At 72.0% G+C, this 19,210-nt stretch carries 20 protein-coding genes and 3 pseudogenes; 13 read left to right on the top strand and 10 right to left on the bottom strand.

Annotated features, from left to right (window positions below; genetic code table 11):
- Positions 1–177 precede the first annotated feature (177 nt).
- The 4 genes and pseudogenes from hpnA to ACQ86J_RS18825 all read left to right on the top strand — a co-directional run bounded on the left by hpnA (position 178) and on the right by ACQ86J_RS18825 (position 5,180).
- The gene (gene hpnA / locus ACQ86J_RS18840) at positions 178–1,134 is read left to right on the top strand and encodes a hopanoid-associated sugar epimerase (protein ID WP_431266706.1); all 957 of its coding nucleotides are present in this window, start codon (positions 178–180) and stop codon (positions 1,132–1,134) included.
- Positions 1,046–2,371 (top strand): glycosyltransferase, encoded by a 1,326-nt coding sequence (locus tag ACQ86J_RS18835; RefSeq protein ID WP_431272275.1) that lies wholly within the window; start codon positions 1,046–1,048, stop codon positions 2,369–2,371. Before hpnA ends, ACQ86J_RS18835 begins: the two co-directional genes overlap by 89 nt.
- Positions 2,359–4,403 (top strand): annotated as a pseudogene (shc, locus tag ACQ86J_RS18830) (squalene--hopene cyclase). The gene ACQ86J_RS18835 and the pseudogene shc overlap by 13 nt, the downstream one beginning before the upstream one ends.
- Before the next feature lie 120 nt (positions 4,404–4,523).
- Positions 4,524–5,180, top strand: coding sequence for a hypothetical protein (locus ACQ86J_RS18825; protein ID WP_431272460.1), 657 nt, complete (start codon positions 4,524–4,526; stop codon positions 5,178–5,180).
- 151 nt (positions 5,181–5,331) lie between these two features.
- On the opposite strand, the gene ACQ86J_RS18820 is transcribed toward ACQ86J_RS18825, so the two are convergent.
- Both ACQ86J_RS18820 and ACQ86J_RS18815 read right to left on the bottom strand, forming a co-directional pair.
- Complete coding sequence (locus tag ACQ86J_RS18820; RefSeq protein ID WP_431272274.1) at positions 5,332–6,057, bottom strand: hypothetical protein; 726 nt, start codon at positions 6,055–6,057, stop codon at positions 5,332–5,334.
- Positions 6,015–6,233 carry a LysR family transcriptional regulator gene (locus ACQ86J_RS18815; RefSeq protein WP_431272273.1) on the bottom strand — a complete coding sequence of 73 codons (219 nt, stop codon included), beginning with the start codon at positions 6,231–6,233 and terminating at the stop codon, positions 6,015–6,017. The genes ACQ86J_RS18820 and ACQ86J_RS18815 overlap by 43 nt, the downstream gene beginning before the upstream one ends.
- A gap of 108 nt (positions 6,234–6,341) precedes the next feature.
- On the opposite strand from ACQ86J_RS18815, the gene ACQ86J_RS18810 reads away from it, so the two are divergent.
- The 8 genes and pseudogenes from ACQ86J_RS18810 to ACQ86J_RS18775 all read left to right on the top strand — a co-directional run bounded on the left by ACQ86J_RS18810 (position 6,342) and on the right by ACQ86J_RS18775 (position 10,264).
- Positions 6,342–6,935 carry a class II aldolase/adducin family protein gene (locus ACQ86J_RS18810; RefSeq protein WP_431272272.1) on the top strand — a complete coding sequence of 198 codons (594 nt, stop codon included), beginning with the start codon at positions 6,342–6,344 and terminating at the stop codon, positions 6,933–6,935.
- Positions 6,890–7,198, top strand: coding sequence for a hypothetical protein (locus ACQ86J_RS18805; RefSeq protein ID WP_431272459.1), 309 nt, complete (start codon positions 6,890–6,892; stop codon positions 7,196–7,198). The genes ACQ86J_RS18810 and ACQ86J_RS18805 overlap by 46 nt, the downstream gene beginning before the upstream one ends.
- A 96-nt stretch (positions 7,199–7,294) precedes the next feature.
- Positions 7,295–7,801: pseudogene (locus ACQ86J_RS18800) on the top strand (MFS transporter); the annotation flags it as partial.
- Between the two features lie 61 nt (positions 7,802–7,862).
- Positions 7,863–8,438 (top strand): MFS transporter, encoded by a 576-nt coding sequence (locus tag ACQ86J_RS18795; protein ID WP_431272271.1) that lies wholly within the window; start codon positions 7,863–7,865, stop codon positions 8,436–8,438.
- A 182-nt stretch (positions 8,439–8,620) separates the two neighbouring features.
- Positions 8,621–8,908 carry a carboxypeptidase-like regulatory domain-containing protein gene (locus ACQ86J_RS18790; protein WP_431272270.1) on the top strand — a complete coding sequence of 96 codons (288 nt, stop codon included), beginning with the start codon at positions 8,621–8,623 and terminating at the stop codon, positions 8,906–8,908.
- A 53-nt stretch (positions 8,909–8,961) separates the two neighbouring features.
- Positions 8,962–9,483, top strand: a complete 522-nt coding sequence (locus tag ACQ86J_RS18785; RefSeq protein WP_431272269.1) for a hypothetical protein — start codon at positions 8,962–8,964, stop codon at positions 9,481–9,483.
- Positions 9,393–10,118: a virginiamycin B lyase family protein gene (locus ACQ86J_RS18780; protein WP_431272268.1), complete on the top strand. Its 726-nt coding sequence runs from the start codon at positions 9,393–9,395 to the stop codon at positions 10,116–10,118. Before ACQ86J_RS18785 ends, ACQ86J_RS18780 begins: the two co-directional genes overlap by 91 nt.
- Positions 10,091–10,264: a hypothetical protein gene (locus tag ACQ86J_RS18775; RefSeq protein ID WP_431272267.1), complete on the top strand. Its 174-nt coding sequence runs from the start codon at positions 10,091–10,093 to the stop codon at positions 10,262–10,264. The genes ACQ86J_RS18780 and ACQ86J_RS18775 overlap by 28 nt, the downstream gene beginning before the upstream one ends.
- A gap of 45 nt (positions 10,265–10,309) precedes the next feature.
- Here the strand turns inward: ACQ86J_RS18775 and ACQ86J_RS18770 are convergent, their stop codons facing one another.
- The 6 genes and pseudogenes from ACQ86J_RS18770 to ACQ86J_RS18745 form a co-directional block, all read right to left on the bottom strand.
- Positions 10,310–11,272: a Bug family tripartite tricarboxylate transporter substrate binding protein gene (locus tag ACQ86J_RS18770; protein ID WP_431272266.1), complete on the bottom strand. Its 963-nt coding sequence runs from the start codon at positions 11,270–11,272 to the stop codon at positions 10,310–10,312.
- A 162-nt stretch (positions 11,273–11,434) separates the two neighbouring features.
- On the bottom strand, positions 11,435–11,638 hold the full coding sequence (locus ACQ86J_RS18765; RefSeq protein WP_431272265.1) for a cytochrome P450: 204 nt from the start codon (positions 11,636–11,638) through the stop codon (positions 11,435–11,437).
- A gap of 86 nt (positions 11,639–11,724) precedes the next feature.
- Positions 11,725–12,264 (bottom strand): annotated as a pseudogene (locus tag ACQ86J_RS18760) (cytochrome P450); the annotation flags it as partial.
- A 450-nt stretch (positions 12,265–12,714) separates the two neighbouring features.
- Positions 12,715–13,977: a family 1 glycosylhydrolase gene (locus ACQ86J_RS18755; RefSeq protein WP_431272264.1), complete on the bottom strand. Its 1,263-nt coding sequence runs from the start codon at positions 13,975–13,977 to the stop codon at positions 12,715–12,717.
- A gap of 32 nt (positions 13,978–14,009) precedes the next feature.
- Complete coding sequence (locus tag ACQ86J_RS18750) at positions 14,010–14,354, bottom strand: AtuA-related protein (RefSeq protein ID WP_431272263.1); 345 nt, start codon at positions 14,352–14,354, stop codon at positions 14,010–14,012.
- Complete coding sequence (locus ACQ86J_RS18745) at positions 14,354–15,733, bottom strand: acyclic terpene utilization AtuA family protein (RefSeq protein WP_431272262.1); 1,380 nt, start codon at positions 15,731–15,733, stop codon at positions 14,354–14,356. The genes ACQ86J_RS18750 and ACQ86J_RS18745 overlap by 1 nt, the downstream gene beginning before the upstream one ends.
- Positions 15,734–15,851: 118 nt before the next feature.
- Here ACQ86J_RS18745 and ACQ86J_RS18740 point away from each other — a divergent pair, with 118 nt between their 5' ends.
- Positions 15,852–17,024, top strand: coding sequence for a M20 aminoacylase family protein (locus tag ACQ86J_RS18740; protein WP_431272261.1), 1,173 nt, complete (start codon positions 15,852–15,854; stop codon positions 17,022–17,024).
- Between the two features lie 95 nt (positions 17,025–17,119).
- Here ACQ86J_RS18740 and ACQ86J_RS18735 read toward each other — a convergent pair whose 3' ends face one another.
- Both ACQ86J_RS18735 and ACQ86J_RS18730 read right to left on the bottom strand, forming a co-directional pair.
- Positions 17,120–18,052: a 3-hydroxyacyl-CoA dehydrogenase family protein gene (locus ACQ86J_RS18735; protein ID WP_431272260.1), complete on the bottom strand. Its 933-nt coding sequence runs from the start codon at positions 18,050–18,052 to the stop codon at positions 17,120–17,122.
- Entirely contained in the window at positions 18,049–19,209 is a 1,161-nt protein-coding gene (locus tag ACQ86J_RS18730; RefSeq protein WP_431272259.1) for a hypothetical protein, read from the bottom strand. Before ACQ86J_RS18730 ends, ACQ86J_RS18735 begins: the two co-directional genes overlap by 4 nt.
- Between the last annotated feature and the right edge of the window lies 1 nt (position 19,210).

Here is a 19,210-nt window from a genome sequence, read left to right as displayed (position 1 = left end):
GGCTGGAAAACCGGCGGCGGCCAGGCCACAACCCTGCTCCGATGCGGGGCGGGGGTGCATGGCGGATCGCGTGATGCTGACGGGTGGGACCGGCTTCCTCGGCTCCGCGATCGCCCGCGCCCTGGTGGCGGGGGATACGAGGTCCGCGCCCTGGCCCGGCCCGGCACGCCGCGGGACGTGCTGGACGGCGTGCCGGTGGACTACTGCCCCGGCGACCTGACCGATGCGGCCTCGCTCGCCGCCGCCGTGCGCGGCTGCGCCGCCGTCATCCACTGCGCCGCGGACTACCGCATCTGGGTGCCCGACCCGGCGCGGATGATGGCGGTGAACGTGGCGGGGACCGAGGCGGTGATGCGCGCCGCCCTGGCCGAGGGCTGCGGCCGCGTCGTCCATGTCTCCTCTGTCGCCACGCTGAAGCCGCGCGCCGACGGCGCCCCGGCGACCGAGGCCGATGCCGCAAGGCCGGAGGAGGCGATAGGCCCCTACAAGCGCAGCAAGACGGAGGCGGAGCGACTGGTCGAGCGGCTGGCGGCGGAGGAGAAGTTGCCCGCCGTCATCGTCAACCCTTCCACCCCGATCGGCCCGCGCGACCGCCGGCCGACGCCGACCGGGCGGATCATCCAGGAGGCCGCGCGGGGGAAGATGCCGGCCTATCTCGATACCGGCCTGAACCTGGTGCATGTCGAGGACGTCGCCGCCGGCTGCGTCGCCGCGCTGACCCGGGGCGAGATCGGCGAGCGGCATATCCTGGGCGGCGAGGATGTCCCGCTCGGCGACCTGCTGGCGCGGATCGCCGCGATCTTCGGCCATCGCCGGCCGGTGCGGCTGCCGCGCTGGCCGCTCTGGCCGCTGGCGCTGGGAGCGGAGGCGACGGCGCGGGTGACGGGGCGGGAGCCGATGCTGACCCTCGACGGGCTGCGGATGGCCGGGCACCGGATGTACTTCTCCTCGGCCAAGGCGGAGGCGGTGCTGGGCTACCGGGCGCGGCCCTGGCAGGAGGGGTGGCGGATGCGGTGGCCTGGTTCCGCGAGCAGGGGATGCTGCGGTGACCGCGCTGCTGATCGGCATGGCGGCCTGCCTCGCCTGGTCCGTGCTGCTGCTCGGGCGGGGGATGTTCTGGCTGGCGCGGGATGACGACAGCGGCGCCGCAGGGCTGCCCGACCCCGCTTCCTGGCCGGGCGTGACCGCCATCGTCCCGGCGCGGGACGAGGCGGAGACGATCGGCGCCACCGTCACCTCCCTGCTGGCGCAGGACTATCCCGGCACGTTCCGGCTGGTGGTGGTCGATGACCGCTCCACCGACGGGACCGGCGACCTGGCCCGCACCGCCGCGGCCGGCGATCCGCGGCTGCTGGTGGTGCAGGGCGGGGCGCGGGCGTCGGGCTGGACCGGCAAGCTCTGGGCGCTGGAGCAGGGGCTGCGGGCGGTGCCGGGCGCGCCGGACTACCTGCTCTTCACCGATGCGGATATCCGCCATGCGCCCGACAGCCTGCGGATGCTGGTGCGCCGCGCGGTTGCCGAGGATCGGGTGCTGGTCTCGCTCATGGCCCGGCTCCGTTGCGAGAGCCCGGCCGAGCGCTGGCTGATCCCGGCCTTCATCTTCTTCTTCCAGATGCTCTACCCCTTCCGCTGGTCGAACGACCCGCGCGCCCGCACGGCGGCGGCGGCCGGCGGCTGCGTGCTGCTCGACCGCACGGCCTTCGAGCGGGCGGGCGGCCTGGCGCCGATCCGCGGCGCGCTGATCGACGATTGCGCCCTGGCGCGGCGGATGAAGGCGGTGGGGCCGATCTGGACCGGGCTGACGGACCGGGTGGACAGCCTGCGGCCCTACGAGGATGTCGGGCCGATCCGGCGGATGGTGGCGCGGACCGCCTATGCCCAGCTCGGCTATCAGGTCGTGGCGCTGGCCGGGATGATCGCCGCCCTGGCGCTGGTCTTCCTAGCGCCGCCGTTGCTCGCCCTCTTCGCCGCCGGCACCGCCGCCTGGCTCGGCGCCCTGGCCTGGGCGGCGATGGCTGTGGCTTTCGCGCCGACATTGCGGCGATCCGGCCTTCGCCGCTGCGCGGCCTCGCCCTGCCCGGCATCGCTGCCGCCTACATGGCGTTCACGCTGGACTCGGCCCTGGCCGAGTGGCGCGGCCGCGGCGGCATGTGGAAGGGCGAGGCGGGTCCACGCACGGATGCCGGATCCAATTCCTCGCCGAATCAAGCCACACTGCCGCATTAAAGTCGCACCACCTACGCCTTCCGCCCTTCGCAAGCGCAAAAACCGACGTATTCGATCTGGAATGGAGTCATGCCGCGCCGTGCCCCCGGGCAGGGTGGGGCTGGCGAGGAGAAAGTGTTCGCCTTGTCGACGATGCAGGACCTAGCCGCGGTGGCGGCGCGGCCGGACCTTTCGCTGGCCGAGACCCTCACCGCCCCCCACCGGTCGCCGCTGGACGCCGCCATCGGCCGCGCCACCGGCAACCTGCTGCGGCGCCAGCAGGCCGACGGCCACTGGGTCTTCGAGCTGGAGGCCGATGCCACCATCCCGGCCGAGTACGTCATGCTCCGTCGCTTCTTCGGCCGGCAGGACCCGGCGCGGGAAGCGCGGATCGGCCGCTATCTCCGCCGCCTCCAGGCGCAGGAAGCCGCGACCTGCGGCGGCGGCTGGCCGCTGTTCCATGGCGGGCCGCTCGATATCTCCTGCTCGGTGAAGGCGTATTTCGCGCTGCGGCTGATCGGCGATGCCGAGGATGCGCCGCACATGCTGCGCGCCCGGGCGGCGATCCTGGCGGCCGGCGGGGCGGAACGCTGCAACGTCTTCACCCGGGCGACCCTGGCGCTGTTCGGCCAGGTGCCCTGGCACGCCGTGCCGGTGATGCCGCCGGAACTGACCCTGCTGCCGCGCTGGTTCCCCTTCCACCTTTCGAAGGTCAGCTACTGGGCCCGCACCGTGCTGGTGCCGCTGACCGTGGTGATGGCGCGGCGGCCGCCGCCGCTGGCGCCGATCGAGGTCTCGCTGCGCGGGCTGTTCCGCACCCCGCCCGAGCAGGTGAAGCGCTGGCCTGGCGGCGCCCATGCGGCGCAGCCCTGGAAGGGCATCTTCGCGCGGCTGGACAAGGAGCTGCAGCGCACCCAGCACCTGTTTCCCGCCAGCATCCGCGCCCGGGCCGAGGCCAAGGCGGAGGCCTTCGTCACCGAGCGGCTGAACGGCGAGGACGGGCTCGGCGCCATCTACCCAGCCATGGCCAATGCCATCTGGATGTATCATTGCCTGGGCGTGGCCGAGGACGACCCACGGCTGGTCACCGCCTGGGCGGCGGTCGAGAAGCTGGTGATGGACCGGCCGGATGCGGACGAGACCCCAGGGGAGACATACGTCCAGCCCTGCCTGTCGCCGATCTGGGACACCGCCCTGGTCAGCCACGCCCTGCTGGAGACCGGCGAGCCGGCGGCCGAGGCGGCGGTCACCCGCGGCCTGTCCTGGCTGCTCGAGCGGCAGATCACCGATGTCGCCGGCGACTGGGCCGAGGCGCGGCCGGGCGTCGCACCCGGCGGCTGGGCCTTCCAGTATGCCAACCCGCACTATCCCGATGTCGACGACACCGCCGTCGTGGTGCTGGCACTCGACCGGGCGGAGAAGCAGCTCGGCGCCTCCGGCCCGGCGGTAGCGCGGTCCATCTCGCTGGCGACCGACTGGGTGCTTGGCATGCAGTCGAAGGGCGGCGGCTGGGGCGCCTTCGATGCCGACAACACCCACCACCACCTGAACAGCATCCCCTTCGCCGACCACGGCGCGCTGCTCGACCCGCCGACCGCGGACGTCTCCGGGCGCTGCCTGGCAATGCTGGCGCAGCTCGGCCAGGGGCCGGACACCCCGCGGTGCGCGAGGCAATCGACTACATGCTGGCGGAGCAGGAGCCGGATGGATCCTGGTATGGCCGCTGGGGCGTCAACTACGTCTATGGCACCTGGTCGGCGGTCACCGCGCTGAACGCCGCCGGCCTCCCGCCGGAGCACCCGGCGATGCGGAAGGCGGTCGCCTGGCTGACATCCTGCCAGAACCCGGATGGCGGCTGGGGCGAGGACGGCTTCACCTATCCCCGCCGCGGCGGCACCCGCGCCGATGCCGACATGGTCATGGGCCCGAGCACCGCGAGCCAGACCGCCTGGGCGCTGCTGGCGCTGATGGCGGCCGGCGCGGTCGAGGATCCGGCGGTCGAGCGCGGCGCCGCCTGGCTGCTGGCGCGGCAGGCCGAGGACGGCTCCTGGCCGGAGGAAGACTATACCGGCACCGGCTTCCCGCGCGTCTTCTACCTGCGCTACCACGGCTATGCGCAGCTCTTCCCGCTCTGGGCGTTGGCACGAATACGCAACCTGCAGCAGAGCAACACGCAGCAGGTGCAGCACGGGCTATGATCGCGGGCAGGTGAGCGGGAGCGGCCGCAGACCGCGGCCAGAATGTGAATAAGCGGCTGCCCGAGACGCTCCTTAGCTGCCTATAATGCAGTGCAGCATCACCGGAGGACACCCTTGTCCATGCCCCTCTCCTCGATCCTTGCCGTCGTCGGCATGCGGTCCGAGGCGGCGCTTCTCCCCCGGGAGATGCCGGTGATCGTCAGCGGTGGTGATCCGGTCCGGCTGCGGGCGTTGCTGCTGCGGGCGCCCGAGGGGCTGACCGGGGTGCTCAGCTTCGGCATCGCCGGCGGGCTGGACCCGTCCCTGATCTGCGGCGACCTGGTGGTGGCGACGCGGGTGCGCGGCCCGGGCGGCGCCTATGCCGCGGATCTCGGCTGGTCGGCGGCGCTGGCGCGGCGCTGCGGGGCGCGATTGGGCATGGTGGCCGGCGCCCCGGGCGTGGTGGGGGAGCCGGCGCGGAAGCGCGCCCTGCGCGCTGCCACCGGCGCCCTGGTGGTGGACCTGGAGACCGAGGCGGCGGCGCATTTCGCTGCCAGCCGGCAGCTGCCCTTCGCCGCGCTGCGGGCGGTGGCCGACACCGCCGAGGAGGTGCTGCCGCGGTCTGCGGCGATCGGGCTCACCCCGGATGGCAGGCCAGCGCCGGGCCGGGTGGCGCTGGCGCTGCTGCGCCAGCCGCGCGAGCTCGGCGCGCTGCTGACGGTGGCCAAGCGCAGCCGGGTGGCGCTGCAGGCGCTCGGCGGGGCGCATGACGCGCTGCGACAGGCCTGCGCGGCGTAGAAGATCAGGAGGGAACAAGTGTTTCCTCCCCGGAGCCTACCCTTCCTTCTTGTGAGCTTGGCCTTCCCTACGTACCGGCTGCCGACTGGCAAAGATGGATGAGAGGTTGGACGCATGCGTCCAACGGGAGAATACCTTCTCCCCAGCCTCCCTACTGGGTCGTCGCCTCCTCCAGCAGCCAGGCCCGGAAGGCTGCGATCCTCGGCACCCCGCGCTGCGCCGCCCGCGTGCAGAGATGGTGCAGCACGCGTGGCAGGCCGCGGAACCGCCCGCCGCCGAGCACCACCAGCTCGCCCCGTGCCAGCTCCCCGGCCGCCAGCCGGGTGCTCTCGAGCGCCACGCCCACCCCTGCGCCGCCGCGGCGATCGCCATCGCCGCCCGGTCGAAGGAGGGGCGCGGCGACGCCGTTGGCGGGCCGAGCCGGTTCAGCGCCAGCCATTCCTCCCAGCGTACCGGGCTGACCGCCGATTCGATCAGTGTCAGCCCCGCCGGCAGGGCGGGGCCGGTCAGGTCGAGCCGGGCCTGCAGCGCCGGGGCCGCCAGGGCGGTGACCAGTTCCGGGCCGAGCGGCTCGGCCACCACCCCGGCTGGGCCGGCGCCACGCCATAGGTGATGGCGAGGTCGATCCCCGCTGCCGTGCCATGTCCACCGGATCGGCATTGGCGGTGAGCCGGAGGGTGATGCCCGGGTGCCGCGCCAGGAAGCCCGGCAGCCGGGGCCCCAGCCACTGCGCGGCGAAGGAGGGCACGCAGTGCAGTGCCAGCGGGGCGGCCTCGGCGGCCGGCTCCGGCCGCAGCGCGGCGCAGGCGGCCTCCAGCTCGTCCAGGATCGGCGTCAGCCGGGCCAGCAACTGCCGCCCCGCCGCGGTCGGCTCCACCCCTGGCCGCTGCGGCGGGTGAAGAGGCCCTGGCCGAGCTGCGCCTCCAGCGCCCGCATCTGGTGGCTGACGGCGGAGGCGCTGAGATGCAGCTCCGCTGCCGCCAGGGCGAAGCTTTCCAGGCGGGCGGCCGCCTCGAAGGCGCGCAGGGCGGAGAAGCTGGGAAGCTGGCGCATGCATGACCCGTGAATCGGATTCATGACGGGTTGAACACTGCGCGTTTGTCAACCGGGCCGGCTTTGCCGAGATTGACGCATCGCCGCATGGCCAGGAGGAAACCGCCGATGCTCGACAATGTCCCGGGCAGGAACCGCATCTCGATCTACCAGCCCGAGCAGGAGGGGCTGATCTTCCCGGAGATCCCGAGCTTCGCCTCCTTCGCCGAGGAGCGGGAGTACCGCAAGCGGCACCTGGTCGCGGCGACCCGGGCCTTCGCCATGCACGGCTTCGACTACGGCTTCGCCGGCCACCTGACGGTGCGCGACCCGGAGCACCCGGAGCTGTACTGGACCAACCCGATGTGCGTGCACTTCTCCCAGGTGAAGATGTCGAACCTGATCCTGGCCGACCACGAGGGCCGGGTGGTGGAGGGCCGCTACGCCATCAACCGCGCCGGCTTCGTGCTGCATGCCGCAGTGCATGAGGAGTACCCGGAGGTGATGGCGATGTGCCACGCGCACACCACCTACGGCACCGCCTGGTGCGCCACCGGCCGCAAGCTCGACATGATCAGCCAGGACGCCGCGGCCTTCTACAACGACCATGCGGTGATCGGCGCCTCGGCGGGGCCGTGGCGGTGGAGCGCGAGAGCGGCTGGTCGGTGGCCAAGGAGATGGGTCGAAACCGCGGCATCCTGCACCAGAGCCACGGCCTGCTGACCAGCAGCCAGCACAGCATCGACGACGCCGCCTTCTGGTTCATCGCGCTGGAACGCGCCTGCCAGCAGCAGCTTGCTGGTCGAGGCGACTGGGATCAAGCCGCAGTTGCTCTCCGACAAGACGGCGGCCTACAGCCGCGAGCATGTCGGCAGCGACTTCATCGGCTGGCTGCACTTCCAGACGCTGTACGACCACATCGCGGCGACCCAGCCCGACATGTTCGACTGAACCAGGCTTGCCTCGCCCGGCGCTTCAGGCCCTGAGTGTTTCCACTCGGGGCGACCGGGGCTTGCAGGGCGCCGGGGGCACCGGTCGACAGCCCCTCCCGCCTGGGCGCCATCCCGCCTAGAACATCCGGCATGCCTCCCGCCCTGGACGTGCCCACCCCCGCGCCGCCGCAGGTCGCGGCCTCCGGTCTTCCTGCTGGTCCTGGCCCCGCCATGCCGCGGATGCCTTGGGCGCTGCTGGTGGCGGCCTGCCTCGGGATGTTCGCCGCCTCCTCCTCCGGCACCACCCGGGCGCCCTTCCTGATCGACATGGCGCGCGACCTCGACACCTCGCTCGCGCTGGTGGCGAACCTGATGGCGCTGACCTCGATTGCCTGGGGCGCTGCCTCGCTCTTCGCCGGGGCGGGGTCGGACCGCTGGGGGCGGCGACCCTTCCTGATCGGCGGGCCGGTCGGCCTGGCGCTGTTCATGGTGCTGGTCTCCCGCGCCGGCAGCTATGCCGAAGCGGCGCTGTGGTCGACCTTCGCCGGCGGCTGCGCCGGGGCCTTCACGGGGGTGCTGATGGCCGAGGCCTCGGCCCGCACCGTGGACCGGCAGCGCGGCCGGGCGCTCGGCTGGGTCATGGCCGGGCAGTCGCTGACCCTGCTGGTCGGCGTGCCGGCGGCGGCGGCGATCGGAACTCTGATCGGCTGGCGCGGGGGTGAACCTGTGCGTCGCGGCCCTGGCGCTGGTCGCCGCGGCGTCGCTGTTCCTCACCACGCTCAGGCCGGTGGACGGGCCGCGCAAGGCGGGCGCCGCGGCGCCGAGCCTGCGCGCCGCGCTGTCGCCGCGCGTGCTGAACCTGCTGGCGATGGGGGTGGCGGAGCGGATCTGCTACGGCCTCACCGCAGTTTATTTCGCCACCTTCCTGCAATCGACCTACCAGCTCTCGCTCGGCCAGGTGGCGGTGCCGCTGGCGCTCTTCGCTTTGGGCAATATCGGCGGCACCATCATCGGCGGGCAGCCGGCGGACCGGCTGCGCGACCGCATGCTGACCTTCGCCGCGGCCATGGCGGCCTCCGGCCTGGTGGCGGTGGCGCTGTTCGGCTGGCAGGCCGGGCTGGTGCCGACAGTGGCGCTCGGCTTCGGGTATGTCTTCCTCAACGCCATCGCCCGGCCCAGCCTGATGGCGGCGATGGCCAACGTGCCGGACGAGGTGCGCGGCACCGTGCTGGGGCTCAACGTCACCTCGGCCAGCTTCGGCTGGCTGGGGCGGCTTCGCTCGGCGGCTGGATGATGGCCGGCTACGGCTTCGGCGGCTTCGGCCCGCTGACTGCGGGCGTGGCGATGCTCGGCGCCGGGCTGGCGCTGTTCGGCCGGCGCTGAACCGGGCGCGCCGGTCCGCGGGTATTTCCAGCCGGGCCGTGGCGGCCCTAGGCTTCCCCAACCGGCGCACGACGCCGGAGCGGAGGGTTGTCCATGCATCCTGTGCCCGCCCGATGGGGCCTGCCCGTCCTTGCCGTGTTGTGCTGGTCCGGCGCGGCCCTTGCCCAGGGCCTCAGCGGCACCGTCCGCTCGGCCGAGGACGGGCCGATGGGCGGCGTGCTGGTCAATGCCCGCGCCGCCGGCAGCACCATCACCGTCACCGTCGTGACCGATTCCGAGGGCGCTTCGCCTTCCCCGCCGGGCGGCTGGCGGCGGGGCCGACCGAACTCTCGGTCCGCGCCGCCGGCTGGGACCTGGCCGGGCCGGAGACGGTCGCGCTGACGGCGGCGCCGGTCACCGCGAACCTCACCCTGAAGCCGACCACCGAGCTGGCGATGCAGCTCTCCAACGCCGAATGGATCGAGAGCCTGCCGGGCGGCGATGCCGACAAGCACTTCCTGCAGAACTGCACCAACTGCCACACGCTGAAGCAGCCCTTGTTCTCCGACCATGACGCCGCGGGGTTCGTCGACGTCCAGCTGCGGATGGCGGGCTATGCCCAGGCATCGTCGCTGCTGCGGCCGCAGGTGCTGGTGCAGGACCGCGTCGCCAACCAGTCCGCCGCCGCCCAGGCCGCGCGGCGGAAGGTCTTCGAGCGGCAGGCGGCCTACCTGGCGCAGCACAACCTGCGGCAGAAGGAGGGCTTCGACTTCAAGCTGACGCCCTTCCCCGCCCGAGCGGCCGCGCCACCCGCATGGTGGTCACCGAATACGACCTGCCGGAGACGACGCGGCAGCCGCACGACGTCATCGTCACCGCCGACGGCATGGTCTGGTACAACTCCTTCACCGAGCAGGTGCTGGGGCGGCTCGACCCGCGGACCGGCGAGACCAAGGAATGGACCATCCCGACGCTGAAGCCGGACAGCCCGAAGGGCTCGCTGGCGCTGCGGGCCGACCGCGAGGGCAATCTCTGGCTCGGCCTGTCCTACCAGGGTGGCGTCGCCCGCTTCGACCCGCGGACCGAGACCTTCCGCATGTACCCGCTGCCCGCGCGCCTTAACCGCGACAGCACCCAGACGACCGAGGTCGAGCCGCGGCACAGCCATGTCGACGGCAAGGTCTGGATCGAGGACAGCGGCACCTATTCGATCTACCGGATGGACGTGGCGAGCGGCGAGATCGAGGTCTTCCAGCCCTTCCCCATCCCCAGCCCGAACATCTACGACCTGGCGACCGACCCGGAGAACAACGTCTTCTTCACCGTCTTCGGCCGCGGCGATGTCGGGCGCGTCGATGCGAAGACCGGCCGCATCCAGACCTGGCCGACGCCGACGGCGGACAGCTCGCCGCGGCGCGGGTCGCTGGATGCGCAAGGGCGCTTCTGGGTCGGCGAGTGGAAGGCCGGCAACATCGCCATGTTCGACCCGAGGACCGAGAGCTTCCGCGAATGGAAGCCGCCCACCCCTGGTTCTTCCCCTATGACGTCATGCCCGACGCGAACGGGGAGGCCTGGACGGGGTCCATGGTCACCGACAAGGTGGCGCGGCTGAACCCGGCGACCGGCGAGTTCGTCGAATACCTGCTGCCGCGGCCGACCAATATCCGCCGGGTCTTCGTCACCGAGGGCAAGCCGGCGACCTTCTGGGCCGGAAGCAACCATGGGGCGTCGATCGTGCGGCTCGAACCGCTGGACTGATGGGAAGGCCGGGGAAGGAGACTTCTTCCCCCTGTGGCCCGGCCTTCAGTCCAGCGTCAGCCCCAGCGCCTTGATCAGCGGCCAGGTGATGGCGCGCTCTGCGTCGATCCGGGCGCGGTATTCGGCGGCGCCGCCCGTCAGCGGCTCCAGCCCGATCTCCCGCATCCGGGCCTGCACCGGGGCTTCGGCCAGGGTTTCGGCCAGCGCCGCCGCAAGCCGCGTGGCGGCGGCATCCGGCGTGCGGGCGGGGGCGGTCAGCCCCTGCCAGGCATAGGCCTCGAAGCCCGGCAGACCCGCGGCCTCGGCCACCACCGGCACGCCGGGCAGCGCGGCCTGGGGTGCCGCGGAACAGAGCGCGAGCGGGCGGATGCGGCCGGAGCGCAGCGCCTCCCCGCCCGCAGCCAGGTCCACCACCGCCGCCTCCACCGTGCCGGCCATCAGGTCGTTCAGCACCGGCGCCATGCCGCGATAGGGCACGTGGTTCAGCTTCACGCCGGCATCCCGCGCCAGGCGTTCCATCGCCAGGTGGTGCGGGCTGCCGATGCCGGGGCTGCCGTAGTCCACCGTGCCGGGCGCCGCCTTCGCCCGGTCCAGCAGCGCCCGCAGCGTGGTGGCGGGCGAGGCGGTGCGGACCGCGACCACCAGGTGGAAGCGCGCCATCAGCCCAAGCAGCCGGAGATCCCTGTCCACGTCGAAGGGCAGCGAGCGATAGAGCGCGGGGTTGAAGACCAGCGTCTCGTTCCCCGCGGTGAAGACGGTGAGGCCATCCGGCTCGGCCCGCGCCGCGGCCTCGGCGCCGATATTGGTGGCGGCGCCCGGGCGGTTCTCCACCACCACGGGCTGGCCGAGCTTCGGGCCCATCGCGCTGCCGAGCAGCCGCGCCAGCACGTCGGTGCCGCCGCCGGCGGGATAGCCGACGATCCAGCGCAGCGGCCGGTCCGGCGCCCATTGGGCCTGGGCGGCGAAGGGCAGGGAGGCGGCAAGCAGGGCGCGGCGGGGGATGGGCATCCTTGGGGTCTCTCCGGCAGAAGGCTGGGGAGAAGGTATTCTCCCCCAGGCCCCCTCATCTATTTTTCCGAGGCTGGCACCCGCCACGCGGCGGCACCCGACTCAAAAAAGGGAAAGGTGGGGCTTGGGGAGGGAATACCCTTTCCCTCCCCAATCTTGCCTTCAGCCGAGCCTGACGGGCAATTTCAGGAACCCCCGGAACCGCGCCCGCCCGCCCCGCACCGGCGGCGCCGAGAGCGCGTAGCCCGGGAAGCGCGCCAGGAAGCGGGCGATGGCGATTCGCCCTTCCAGCCGCGCCAGCGCCAGCCCGGCGCATTGATGCGCCCCGGCGGCGAAGGCCAGGTGCCGGTTTGGCGTGCGGCCCACATTGAAGCGCTCCGGGTCGAGGATTGCGCCGGGTCCCGGTTGGCGGCGCCGATGCAGAGCGTGACGAGGGTGCCGGGCTCGAGCGCGACGCCGCCGATCTCGCAGGGCGCGGTCACGCCGCGGTTGCCGAGCTGGTTCGAGCTTTCGTAGCGCAGCACTTCCTCGACCGCGCTGCCGATCAGCCCGGGCTCGGCCAGCAGCCGCGCCTTCTCCGCAGGGTGGCGCAGCAGCGCCTCCAGCCCGTTGCCGATCAGGTTGGTGGTGGTCTCGTGCCCCGCGTTCAGCAGGAAGATGCAGTTGTGCAGCAGCTCCGGCTCGGTCAGCCGGTCGCCGCTCTCCTCGCCCTGGATCAGCCGCGTCAGCACGCAGGTGGCGGGGTCGAGCGGCGCCGCGCGGCGGCGGGCGACGAGGCCGCGGAGGTAGTCCAGGAACTCGGTCACGGCGGCATTGCCGCGCGCCGCGGCTGCCGGCGTCACCACGGGTTCCAGCGCGCCGAGGATCGCCAGCGACCAGTCGCGCAGCGGCCCGCGTTCCTCGACCGGCACGCCGAGCAGGTTGCCGATCACCTCGATCGGAATGGCGGCGGCGAAATCCTCGATCAGGTCCACCTCGCCCTTCTCGGCCATCGCGTCCAGCAGCCGGTCCACCAGCGCGACCAGCGCCGGTTCCATCCCGCCGATGGCACGCGGCGTCAGCGCGCCCATGATCAGCCGGCGGACCCGGGTGTGCAGCGGCGGGTCGTTGAAGACGAGGCTGGTGGTGTGGTGCTCGTAGAGCGGGGTCGCGCCGTATTTCGGCGCGAACTCGGCATGCTTGTCGGAGGAGAAGGTGTGCGTGTCCCGGTAGACCCGGTCGAGGTCGGCCCAGCGCGTCAGCAGGACCGAGCCGTCCGGCATGCGCTTCACCGGTGCCGCCTCCCGCAGCGCGCGGTAGGTGGGGTAGGGGTCGTCGTAGAAGGATGGCGGCAGGGCCCGCAAATCGAAGCCCTCGGCCAGCGCCATCGCGTCCTCCGTCGCGGCCATGCCGCCCCCCCTTCGTCCGGTGGGCGGATGAAAGCGCTCGCGCATGCGGCAGCGTCAAATCAGGCGGTCGGCGGACCCTCGCCCGGCGGCCATCCATCCTGGTCGATGGGCATCAGCACCGGCACCTGCAGGCAGAGGCTCTGCGCCGGCAGCGACGTCCCGCCAATCGGCGATCAGCTTGCGGTAGGCGGTGCCGACGCGGCGGATCCTGCGGTCGAGGTCGTAGAGGCCGAGCGGGTTGGGCTGGCCGCGCTTCTCCCGCAGCGCCACGTCCCAGTCCACTTGGTCGGTCAGGGAGTACCAGGTGAAGCCCACCACCGGCACGCCGTCATTCCTGACGCGCAGCACGTTGGCCCACTGCTTCCACAGCCAGAACACCGCCTCGTCGCCGTTCGAGCCTTCGCGCAGGTTGGTCTCGGTATGCATCACCGGCAGGCGATAGCGGTCGTAGTATTGCCGGGTGATGGTGGCGTAGCCGAAGATCTCGCCGGAGGCGCGCGTGTGGCCATCCGCCGCCACCAGGTGCTCGTTCGTCACGTAGTAGTCGTTGCCCATGATGCACCAGCGCTTGAGCCGGTGGGTCAGGAAGAAGTCGTACTCCGCCCGCGTCATGCCGTTGTCGAGCAGGTACTGGTACATCCCGCTGTCGACCCGCCGGCCGTAATTGAGGTCGAGCGAGAGGAAGCGCTCGGCGTTGCGGATCTCGGCCGGGCCGATCGCAGCGGGGCTGTCGGCATGGAAGTATTCCGAGCTTTCGGACTGGATGAAGAGCGCATCGGGGCGGACCTCGAGGATTGCCTCCATCGCCAGGATATTGGCTTTGACGACATGCTTCAGCGCGGTGACGAAGCCGCGGTCGGTGGCCAGCTGCTCGTTCCACCAGCCGTAGCGGGCGGAGAAGACGGCGGTGATGAACATCTCGTTCACCGGGGTGTAGAGCTGCACCCAGGGGAAGCGCTCGGCGAAGGCGCGCGCATAGGCGGCGAAGAGCGCGGGGAAGTCGGGATTCTGGAAGTCGCCGATCCAGTCCGGCACGCCAAAATGGCAGAGATCGACGATGGGCACGATGCGCAGGCGCCGCAGCTCGGCGAAGGCCTGGTCGGCATAGGCCCAGTCGTGCCGGCCTGGGCCGAGCAGGGTGCTGTGCAGCGCCGGCCCGATCCGCAGGAAGTTGCAGCCGATCTCCTGCACCAGCGCCAGGTCCTCGCGCCAGCGGTCGTAATGGCCGCATTCCGCCATCTGGTCGCGGCGGATGCGGCCGTTGTCGATCTTGGGGTCGCTGTTCTCGATGCCCGTGGCGAAAAGGAAATACGTCATGCAACGGGGCAACGCCCCGCTGCCGGTGGGGTTCAGCCCTGCAACAATTCGCGCGGGACGGAGACGGTCAGCGACAGCAAGCGGAAGGACTGCGTCTTGCCATGGCCGTCGAGGTTGAGGCTGCCGTTGACCCCGCCTTCGAGCACGTCGTCGACGACGAAGTTGAAGGCCCCTAGCCGCGGCAGGTCGTAACGGGTGACCTTGGTCGCGCCGCGATGGGCGAACAGCGCCAGCACCCGTTCCTCCGTCACCTGCTCGGCCAGGAGGGAGTAGAGCGCGGGATCGTAGGGGATCAGCGAGAGGTTGCCGCGGTTGCCCTTGTCCCCGGCGCGGCTGTGGGCGACCGCATGCAGCGGGACCTCGACCATCTCCGTCATCACACCATCTCCCGCGCGGCCCGTACCAGGACGCTGGTCGGCACCCTCTCCCGCAGCACCAGGTAGCTCCGCGTCAGGATGCGGGGCGTGAGGCGCCAGCGGGCGCCGCCGGTGCCCGCCGTGCCGCAGCAGAGCAAGGCGAGGACCTCCCGCGCCGCCTGGTCCACCGCGTCGCGATCAGGCCCCTCGGCGGCGAGGCGGATGCGGAGCTCGGGCGGCTCCGGCCCGTCATAGCTGCGCCAGAGCGTGCCGGCATCGCTGTCGAGCACCGAGCCGATGCCGATCAGGTCGACCCGCGCCCGCACCGGGAGGCCGCGCAACCTGAGCCGCTGCTGCAGCACCTCCGCCGTCGCCTTCGCCCGCGCCAATGCGTTGGGCCCGGCGACGGAGACCTCGCCCTCGCCGAGCCAGGTGCCCTCGAAGCAGGCGGTGACCTTCAGCGTATCGGGCCGTGGCCGGCCACGCAGCCCATGCACCGCGACGCGGTCCTTGCCCACCTGCTCCACGCTGCAGCCGGAGATGTCCAGCACCACGTCCGGCGTGATGTAGCGCGCGGGGTCGTGCAGCTCGTACAGCAGCTGTTCCTTGATCGTCCGCAGGTCGACGATGCCGCCGGTGTCCTCCGGCTTGGTGATGACCAGCCCGCCGTCCCGCGTCACCTCGGCGATGGGAAAGCCGATATTGGCGGGGTCGGGGATGTCCTTGAAGCCGGGGTCCCAGAAGACGCCGCCGGTGACCTGGCTGCCGCATTCCAGCAGGTGGCCGCAGGCGGCGCCCACCGCCAGCTTCTCCCAATCCTCGAAGGACCAGCCGAAATGGTGGACCAGCGGCGCGATGGCCAGCGCGGGGTCGGAGGTCCGCCCGGCGACCACCACGTCGGCCCCCTGGCGCAGCGCCTCCACCAGCGGCTCGGCGCCGATATAGGCGTTGGCCGCAACCAGCCGCGCCGACTTCGTGTCGATGCTGTCGTCGGCCTCGTGCACCGGCAGCTGGTCAAGCGCGATGGAGGAACTGACGTCGTCGCCGCCGACCACGGCGATGCGGCATTCCGGCAGACCCAGCCGCAACGCCAGCCGCGCCACCAGTCGCGCCGCGGCGGCGGGATTGGCCGCGCCGAAATTGCCGAGGATCGGGATGCGGTGCGTCACGCAGTCGCGCAGCACCGGCTCCAGCAGCCGCTCCAGCATCGGCTCGTAGCCGAGCTCCGGGTCGCGCCGGCGCTCGAGCTGCGCCAGCGCCACGGTGCGCTCGCCCAGCGTCTCGAAGAACAGTGCCGCGGGCAGGCCGCGCGCGACCAGGCTGCGCATGACGGGAATGGGGGCGTCGACCCGGTCGCCGGAAAACCCGGCGCCATTGCCGACGAGGAAGGTGTCGTTCATGGGCGCTCCCTTTCCGGCAACATGGCCCGGAGGACCGGGCGCCGCAACCGGCCCAAGCCCTCGTGCCTCGACACGCGGCCGGGGTTGCGCTTGCTTGGCACCCCCTCTGGAGGCCCCCATGCCCATCGTCAACCGCATCGCCGATTTCGCCGCCGAGATGACCGAGTGGCGGCAGGATTTCCACGCCCATCCCGAGCTTGGCTTCGAGGAACGGCGGACCAGCGACATCGTCGCGGCGAAGCTGGCGGAATGGGGCATCGAGGTCACGAGAGGCATCGCCACCACCGGCCTGGTCGGGACCCTGCGGAACGGCGACAGCGGGCGTTCCATCGGCCTCCGCGCCGACATGGACTGCCTGCCGATGACCGAGCAGACCGGCCTGCCGCATGCCTCGACCGTGCCGGGGAAGATGCATGCCTGCGGCCATGACGGGCACACGGCCACCCTGCTCGGCGCGGCGAAGTACCTGGCCGAGACGAAGAACTTCGACGGCACCGTCCACTTCATCTTCCAGCCGGCGGAGGAAGGCGGCGGCGGCGGCAACGTCATGGTGCAGGAAGGGCTCTTCGAGCGCTTCCCCTGCGACAGCGTCTACGGCATCCACAACGACCCGACCCTGCCGCTGGGCGAGGCGCGGGTGGTCCCGGGCGTCATCCTCGCGGCCTCCGACCGCGTCTCCATCACCATCCGCGGCATCGGCGGCCATGCGGCGCGGCCGCACGTGACCGTGGACTCGGTGCTGGTCGGCGCGCATGTGCTCGTGGCGCTGCAGGCGCTGGTGGCGCGGCGGACCGACCCGCTGGATTCCGCCGTGCTGAGCATCACGATGTTCCATGCCGGCAGCGCGATGAACGTCATCCCCGACGTCGCCAAGCTGAAGGGCACCGTCCGCACCTTGCGGCCGGAGACGCGCGACATGATGGAGAAGCTGATCGCCCAGGTCGCCGAGAGCACCGCGGCGGCGCACGAGGCGACGGCCGAGGTGGTCTATTCGCGGCTCTATCCGCCGACGGTGAACCACGAGGCGGAGACCGGCCGCGCCGCGTTGGCGGCGGCGAAGGTGCTGGGCGAAGCCCGCGTCATCCAGGACAGCCCGCCGATCATGGGCGGGGAGGATTTCTCCTTCATGCTGCTGAAGCGGCCGGGCTGCTTCGTGATGATGGGGCAGCAGGGGCCGGAGAAGGGCGGCGTGCCGGTGCACCATCCTGCCTACGACTTCAACGACGCGATGCTGCCGGTGGGGGCGAGCTACTTCGCCACGCTGGTCGAGCAGGAGTTGTCGCGTGGCTGAGGCAAGGCCGGGGAGGGAAACGGGTGTTCCCGCCCCGTGCAAGACTCACAGAAATAGATGAAGGGTCCGGGGAGAATACCTTCTCCCCGGCTTTTTCATCCTTCCCGCTTCAGCAATTCCAGCGCCGCCAGCAGCATCCGCTCGTACTTCGCCCGTGCCTCCTTCGTGCTCTCGGGCGTCCAGTGCCAGAACCCCTCGCCGGTCTTGGCGCCGAGCTTCCCCGCCTCGACCAGCCCCATGATGGTCGGGCCCGGCGCGGTGCGGTTGGTGAGCGACGGGTAGATCGTGCTCGCCGCCGCCACCTGGGTCTCGAGCCCGGCCAGCTCTTTCTGCAGGATCGGCCCGGCGCCCATGATCCGCATGCCGAAGGTGAAGCGCACCGCCTTGTCCACGTCCTCCGGCGTCGCCAGCCCCTCGTCGATGCAGTTGAAGGCCTCCCGCACCATGGCGTGCTGGATGCGGTTGGCGAGGAAGCCCGGCACGTCGCGTGCGACGCGGATCGGCACCCGGCCGAGCCCCGCCATGATCTCCGCCAGCCGCTCGCAGGTGGCCTCCGCGGTCCGCTCGCCCTTCACCACCTCGACCCCTGGCACGAGATGAGCGGGGAGGAAGAAGTGCAGGTTCGCCATCCGCGCCGCGGTCGCGCAGCCCTCGGCGATGTCGGTGACGCGGAAGCCGGAGGCATTGGTGGCGATCGGGATGCCGGCCGGCACCAACCGGTCGAGCTCGGCGAAGACCGCGCGCTTCATCTCGAGCTTCTCGGGCACCGCCTCGATCACCACGTCGGCGTCGGCGAAGCCGGCGTCGTCGAGCGAGGCGACGAGGTCGAGCGCATCCACCCGCCGCGCCGCGCCGCCGAGCTGCGACAGCGAGAGCGTCACCCGGTCGAGCCGGGTCGGCCAGCTGGCGCGGTCCGGCTCCACCGCCGTGACGCGCCAGCCCCCGGCCAGGAAGATGGCGGCGATGTCGCAGCCCATCAGGCCGAAGCCGATGATGGCGGCGTGGCCGGGGGCGGGCGTGCTGGTCATGGCGGGGCGTTCCTCGGGGTCGCTTTCCCCGAGGCTAGCCCTGCGCGGCAGCCGCGGCGAGGGGCGCCGGTGCGAGCGAGGCGAGGTTCGCCTCGCGGATCCGCGCCGCGGCGTCGTCGTAGAGGAAGGGCAGCACGGCGTAGCGGGTGCCGCGCGTCACCGGCGTCGCCTCGTGCAGCAGGGAGCAGGAGAAGACCACTGCGCCGCCCGCCGGCGGCCGGTAGCGGCGCGGGCCAATTCCGGAAACCACGATCCCCGCCGTCGAAATCGTCGTTCAGGTTGATGGTGACCGCGAAGCGCCGATGCGCGGTGCCCGGCGTGGTGTTGTCCCGGTGCGCGGCGAAGTGCCCGCCGGTCGCCGCGTCGTAGCAGGCGATGATGTAGCGCTCGATCCGCGTCACCTCGAACTGGAAGGCCTTGCGGATCTCCGGCACCAGGCGGCGGGCGACGCGGGCACGGATGGTGGCCTGCAGGTCCGCATCCTCGATCACGCAGTCGAAGCGGCGCTTGTGGCTGTAATCGATGATGCCGACCGTCCTGCCGTCCCGCTCGACCATGGTTCCGCTGTCGTCTCCGCCGGTCCGGGCATAGAGGTCGATGAAGCGGCGGCAGAGTTCTAGCTCGAAGACCCGGGGCAGCAGCAGCACCGGGGCGGGCGTCTCCTGCCCCGCATGCAGGTGCGGCGGCGGCAGCTGCCGCAGCAGCGTCGCCAGTTCGCCGATCCGCTCAAGCGGGGCGGCGGCGATCACCCGCAGCAGCGGGTCGAGCAGGAAGGCGGCCAGGCCGATCAGCGGCTCGGCCCCCGCCGGGTCGGGCCGCAGCAGGCCATAGGCGCGATAGGTCGCGCCGGCGGCATCCGCCAGGACCCGCAGGCCGGGGATCCGGTCCTGCGGCCCGCCCGGTGCGGGCGGCCCGAGCGTCAGCAGGAAGGCGCAGCGGTTGGCGTCGTCGAGCAGGCCCTCGGCCCGGAGCGCCTGCATGGCCCGGTCGGCGGCCGCGGCCGGCTGGCCATCGGCGGGCCCGACGAAGGCCAGCAGCGTGTATCGGCCGGCGACGCTGGAGAAGGCGAAGCGCGGGTTCGCCGCCGAGGCGGCCTGGAACCAGGGGGCCGGCTCGCCCGGCAGCGGCGGGCGGGTTTCGGTCGGGCTCACGGACATG

It is taken from the genome of Dankookia sp. P2 (genome assembly GCF_050632255.1).
GTDB lineage: Bacteria > Pseudomonadota > Alphaproteobacteria > Acetobacterales > Acetobacteraceae > Paracraurococcus.
This window is presented reverse-complemented; position numbering and strand designations above follow the sequence as displayed.

Coding starts and splice junctions, on each gene's coding strand:
- ACQ86J_RS18735 (WP_431272260.1), bottom strand. CDS start 18,052: ATGACCAGCACGCCCGCCCCCGGCCACGCCGCCATCATCGGCTTCGGC.
- ACQ86J_RS18825 (WP_431272460.1), top strand. CDS start 4,524: ATGCCCCTCTCCTCGATCCTTGCCGTCGTCGGCATGCGGTCCGAGGCG.
- ACQ86J_RS18770 (WP_431272266.1), bottom strand. CDS start 11,272: ATGCCCATCCCCCGCCGCGCCCTGCTTGCCGCCTCCCTGCCCTTCGCC.
- ACQ86J_RS18740 (WP_431272261.1), top strand. CDS start 15,852: ATGCCCATCGTCAACCGCATCGCCGATTTCGCCGCCGAGATGACCGAG.
- ACQ86J_RS18790 (WP_431272270.1), top strand. CDS start 8,621: ATGCATCCTGTGCCCGCCCGATGGGGCCTGCCCGTCCTTGCCGTGTTG.
- ACQ86J_RS18730 (WP_431272259.1), bottom strand. CDS start 19,209: ATGTCCGTGAGCCCGACCGAAACCCGCCCGCCGCTGCCGGGCGAGCCG.
- ACQ86J_RS18815 (WP_431272273.1), bottom strand. CDS start 6,233: ATGCGCCAGCTTCCCAGCTTCTCCGCCCTGCGCGCCTTCGAGGCGGCC.
- ACQ86J_RS18745 (WP_431272262.1), bottom strand. CDS start 15,733: ATGAACGACACCTTCCTCGTCGGCAATGGCGCCGGGTTTTCCGGCGAC.
- ACQ86J_RS18775 (WP_431272267.1), top strand. CDS start 10,091: ATGGTCACCGACAAGGTGGCGCGGCTGAACCCGGCGACCGGCGAGTTC.
- ACQ86J_RS18750 (WP_431272263.1), bottom strand. CDS start 14,354: ATGACGGAGATGGTCGAGGTCCCGCTGCATGCGGTCGCCCACAGCCGC.
- ACQ86J_RS18785 (WP_431272269.1), top strand. CDS start 8,962: ATGCAGCTCTCCAACGCCGAATGGATCGAGAGCCTGCCGGGCGGCGAT.
- ACQ86J_RS18805 (WP_431272459.1), top strand. CDS start 6,890: ATGGGTCGAAACCGCGGCATCCTGCACCAGAGCCACGGCCTGCTGACC.
- ACQ86J_RS18755 (WP_431272264.1), bottom strand. CDS start 13,977: ATGACGTATTTCCTTTTCGCCACGGGCATCGAGAACAGCGACCCCAAG.
- ACQ86J_RS18810 (WP_431272272.1), top strand. CDS start 6,342: ATGCTCGACAATGTCCCGGGCAGGAACCGCATCTCGATCTACCAGCCC.
- ACQ86J_RS18780 (WP_431272268.1), top strand. CDS start 9,393: ATGGTCTGGTACAACTCCTTCACCGAGCAGGTGCTGGGGCGGCTCGAC.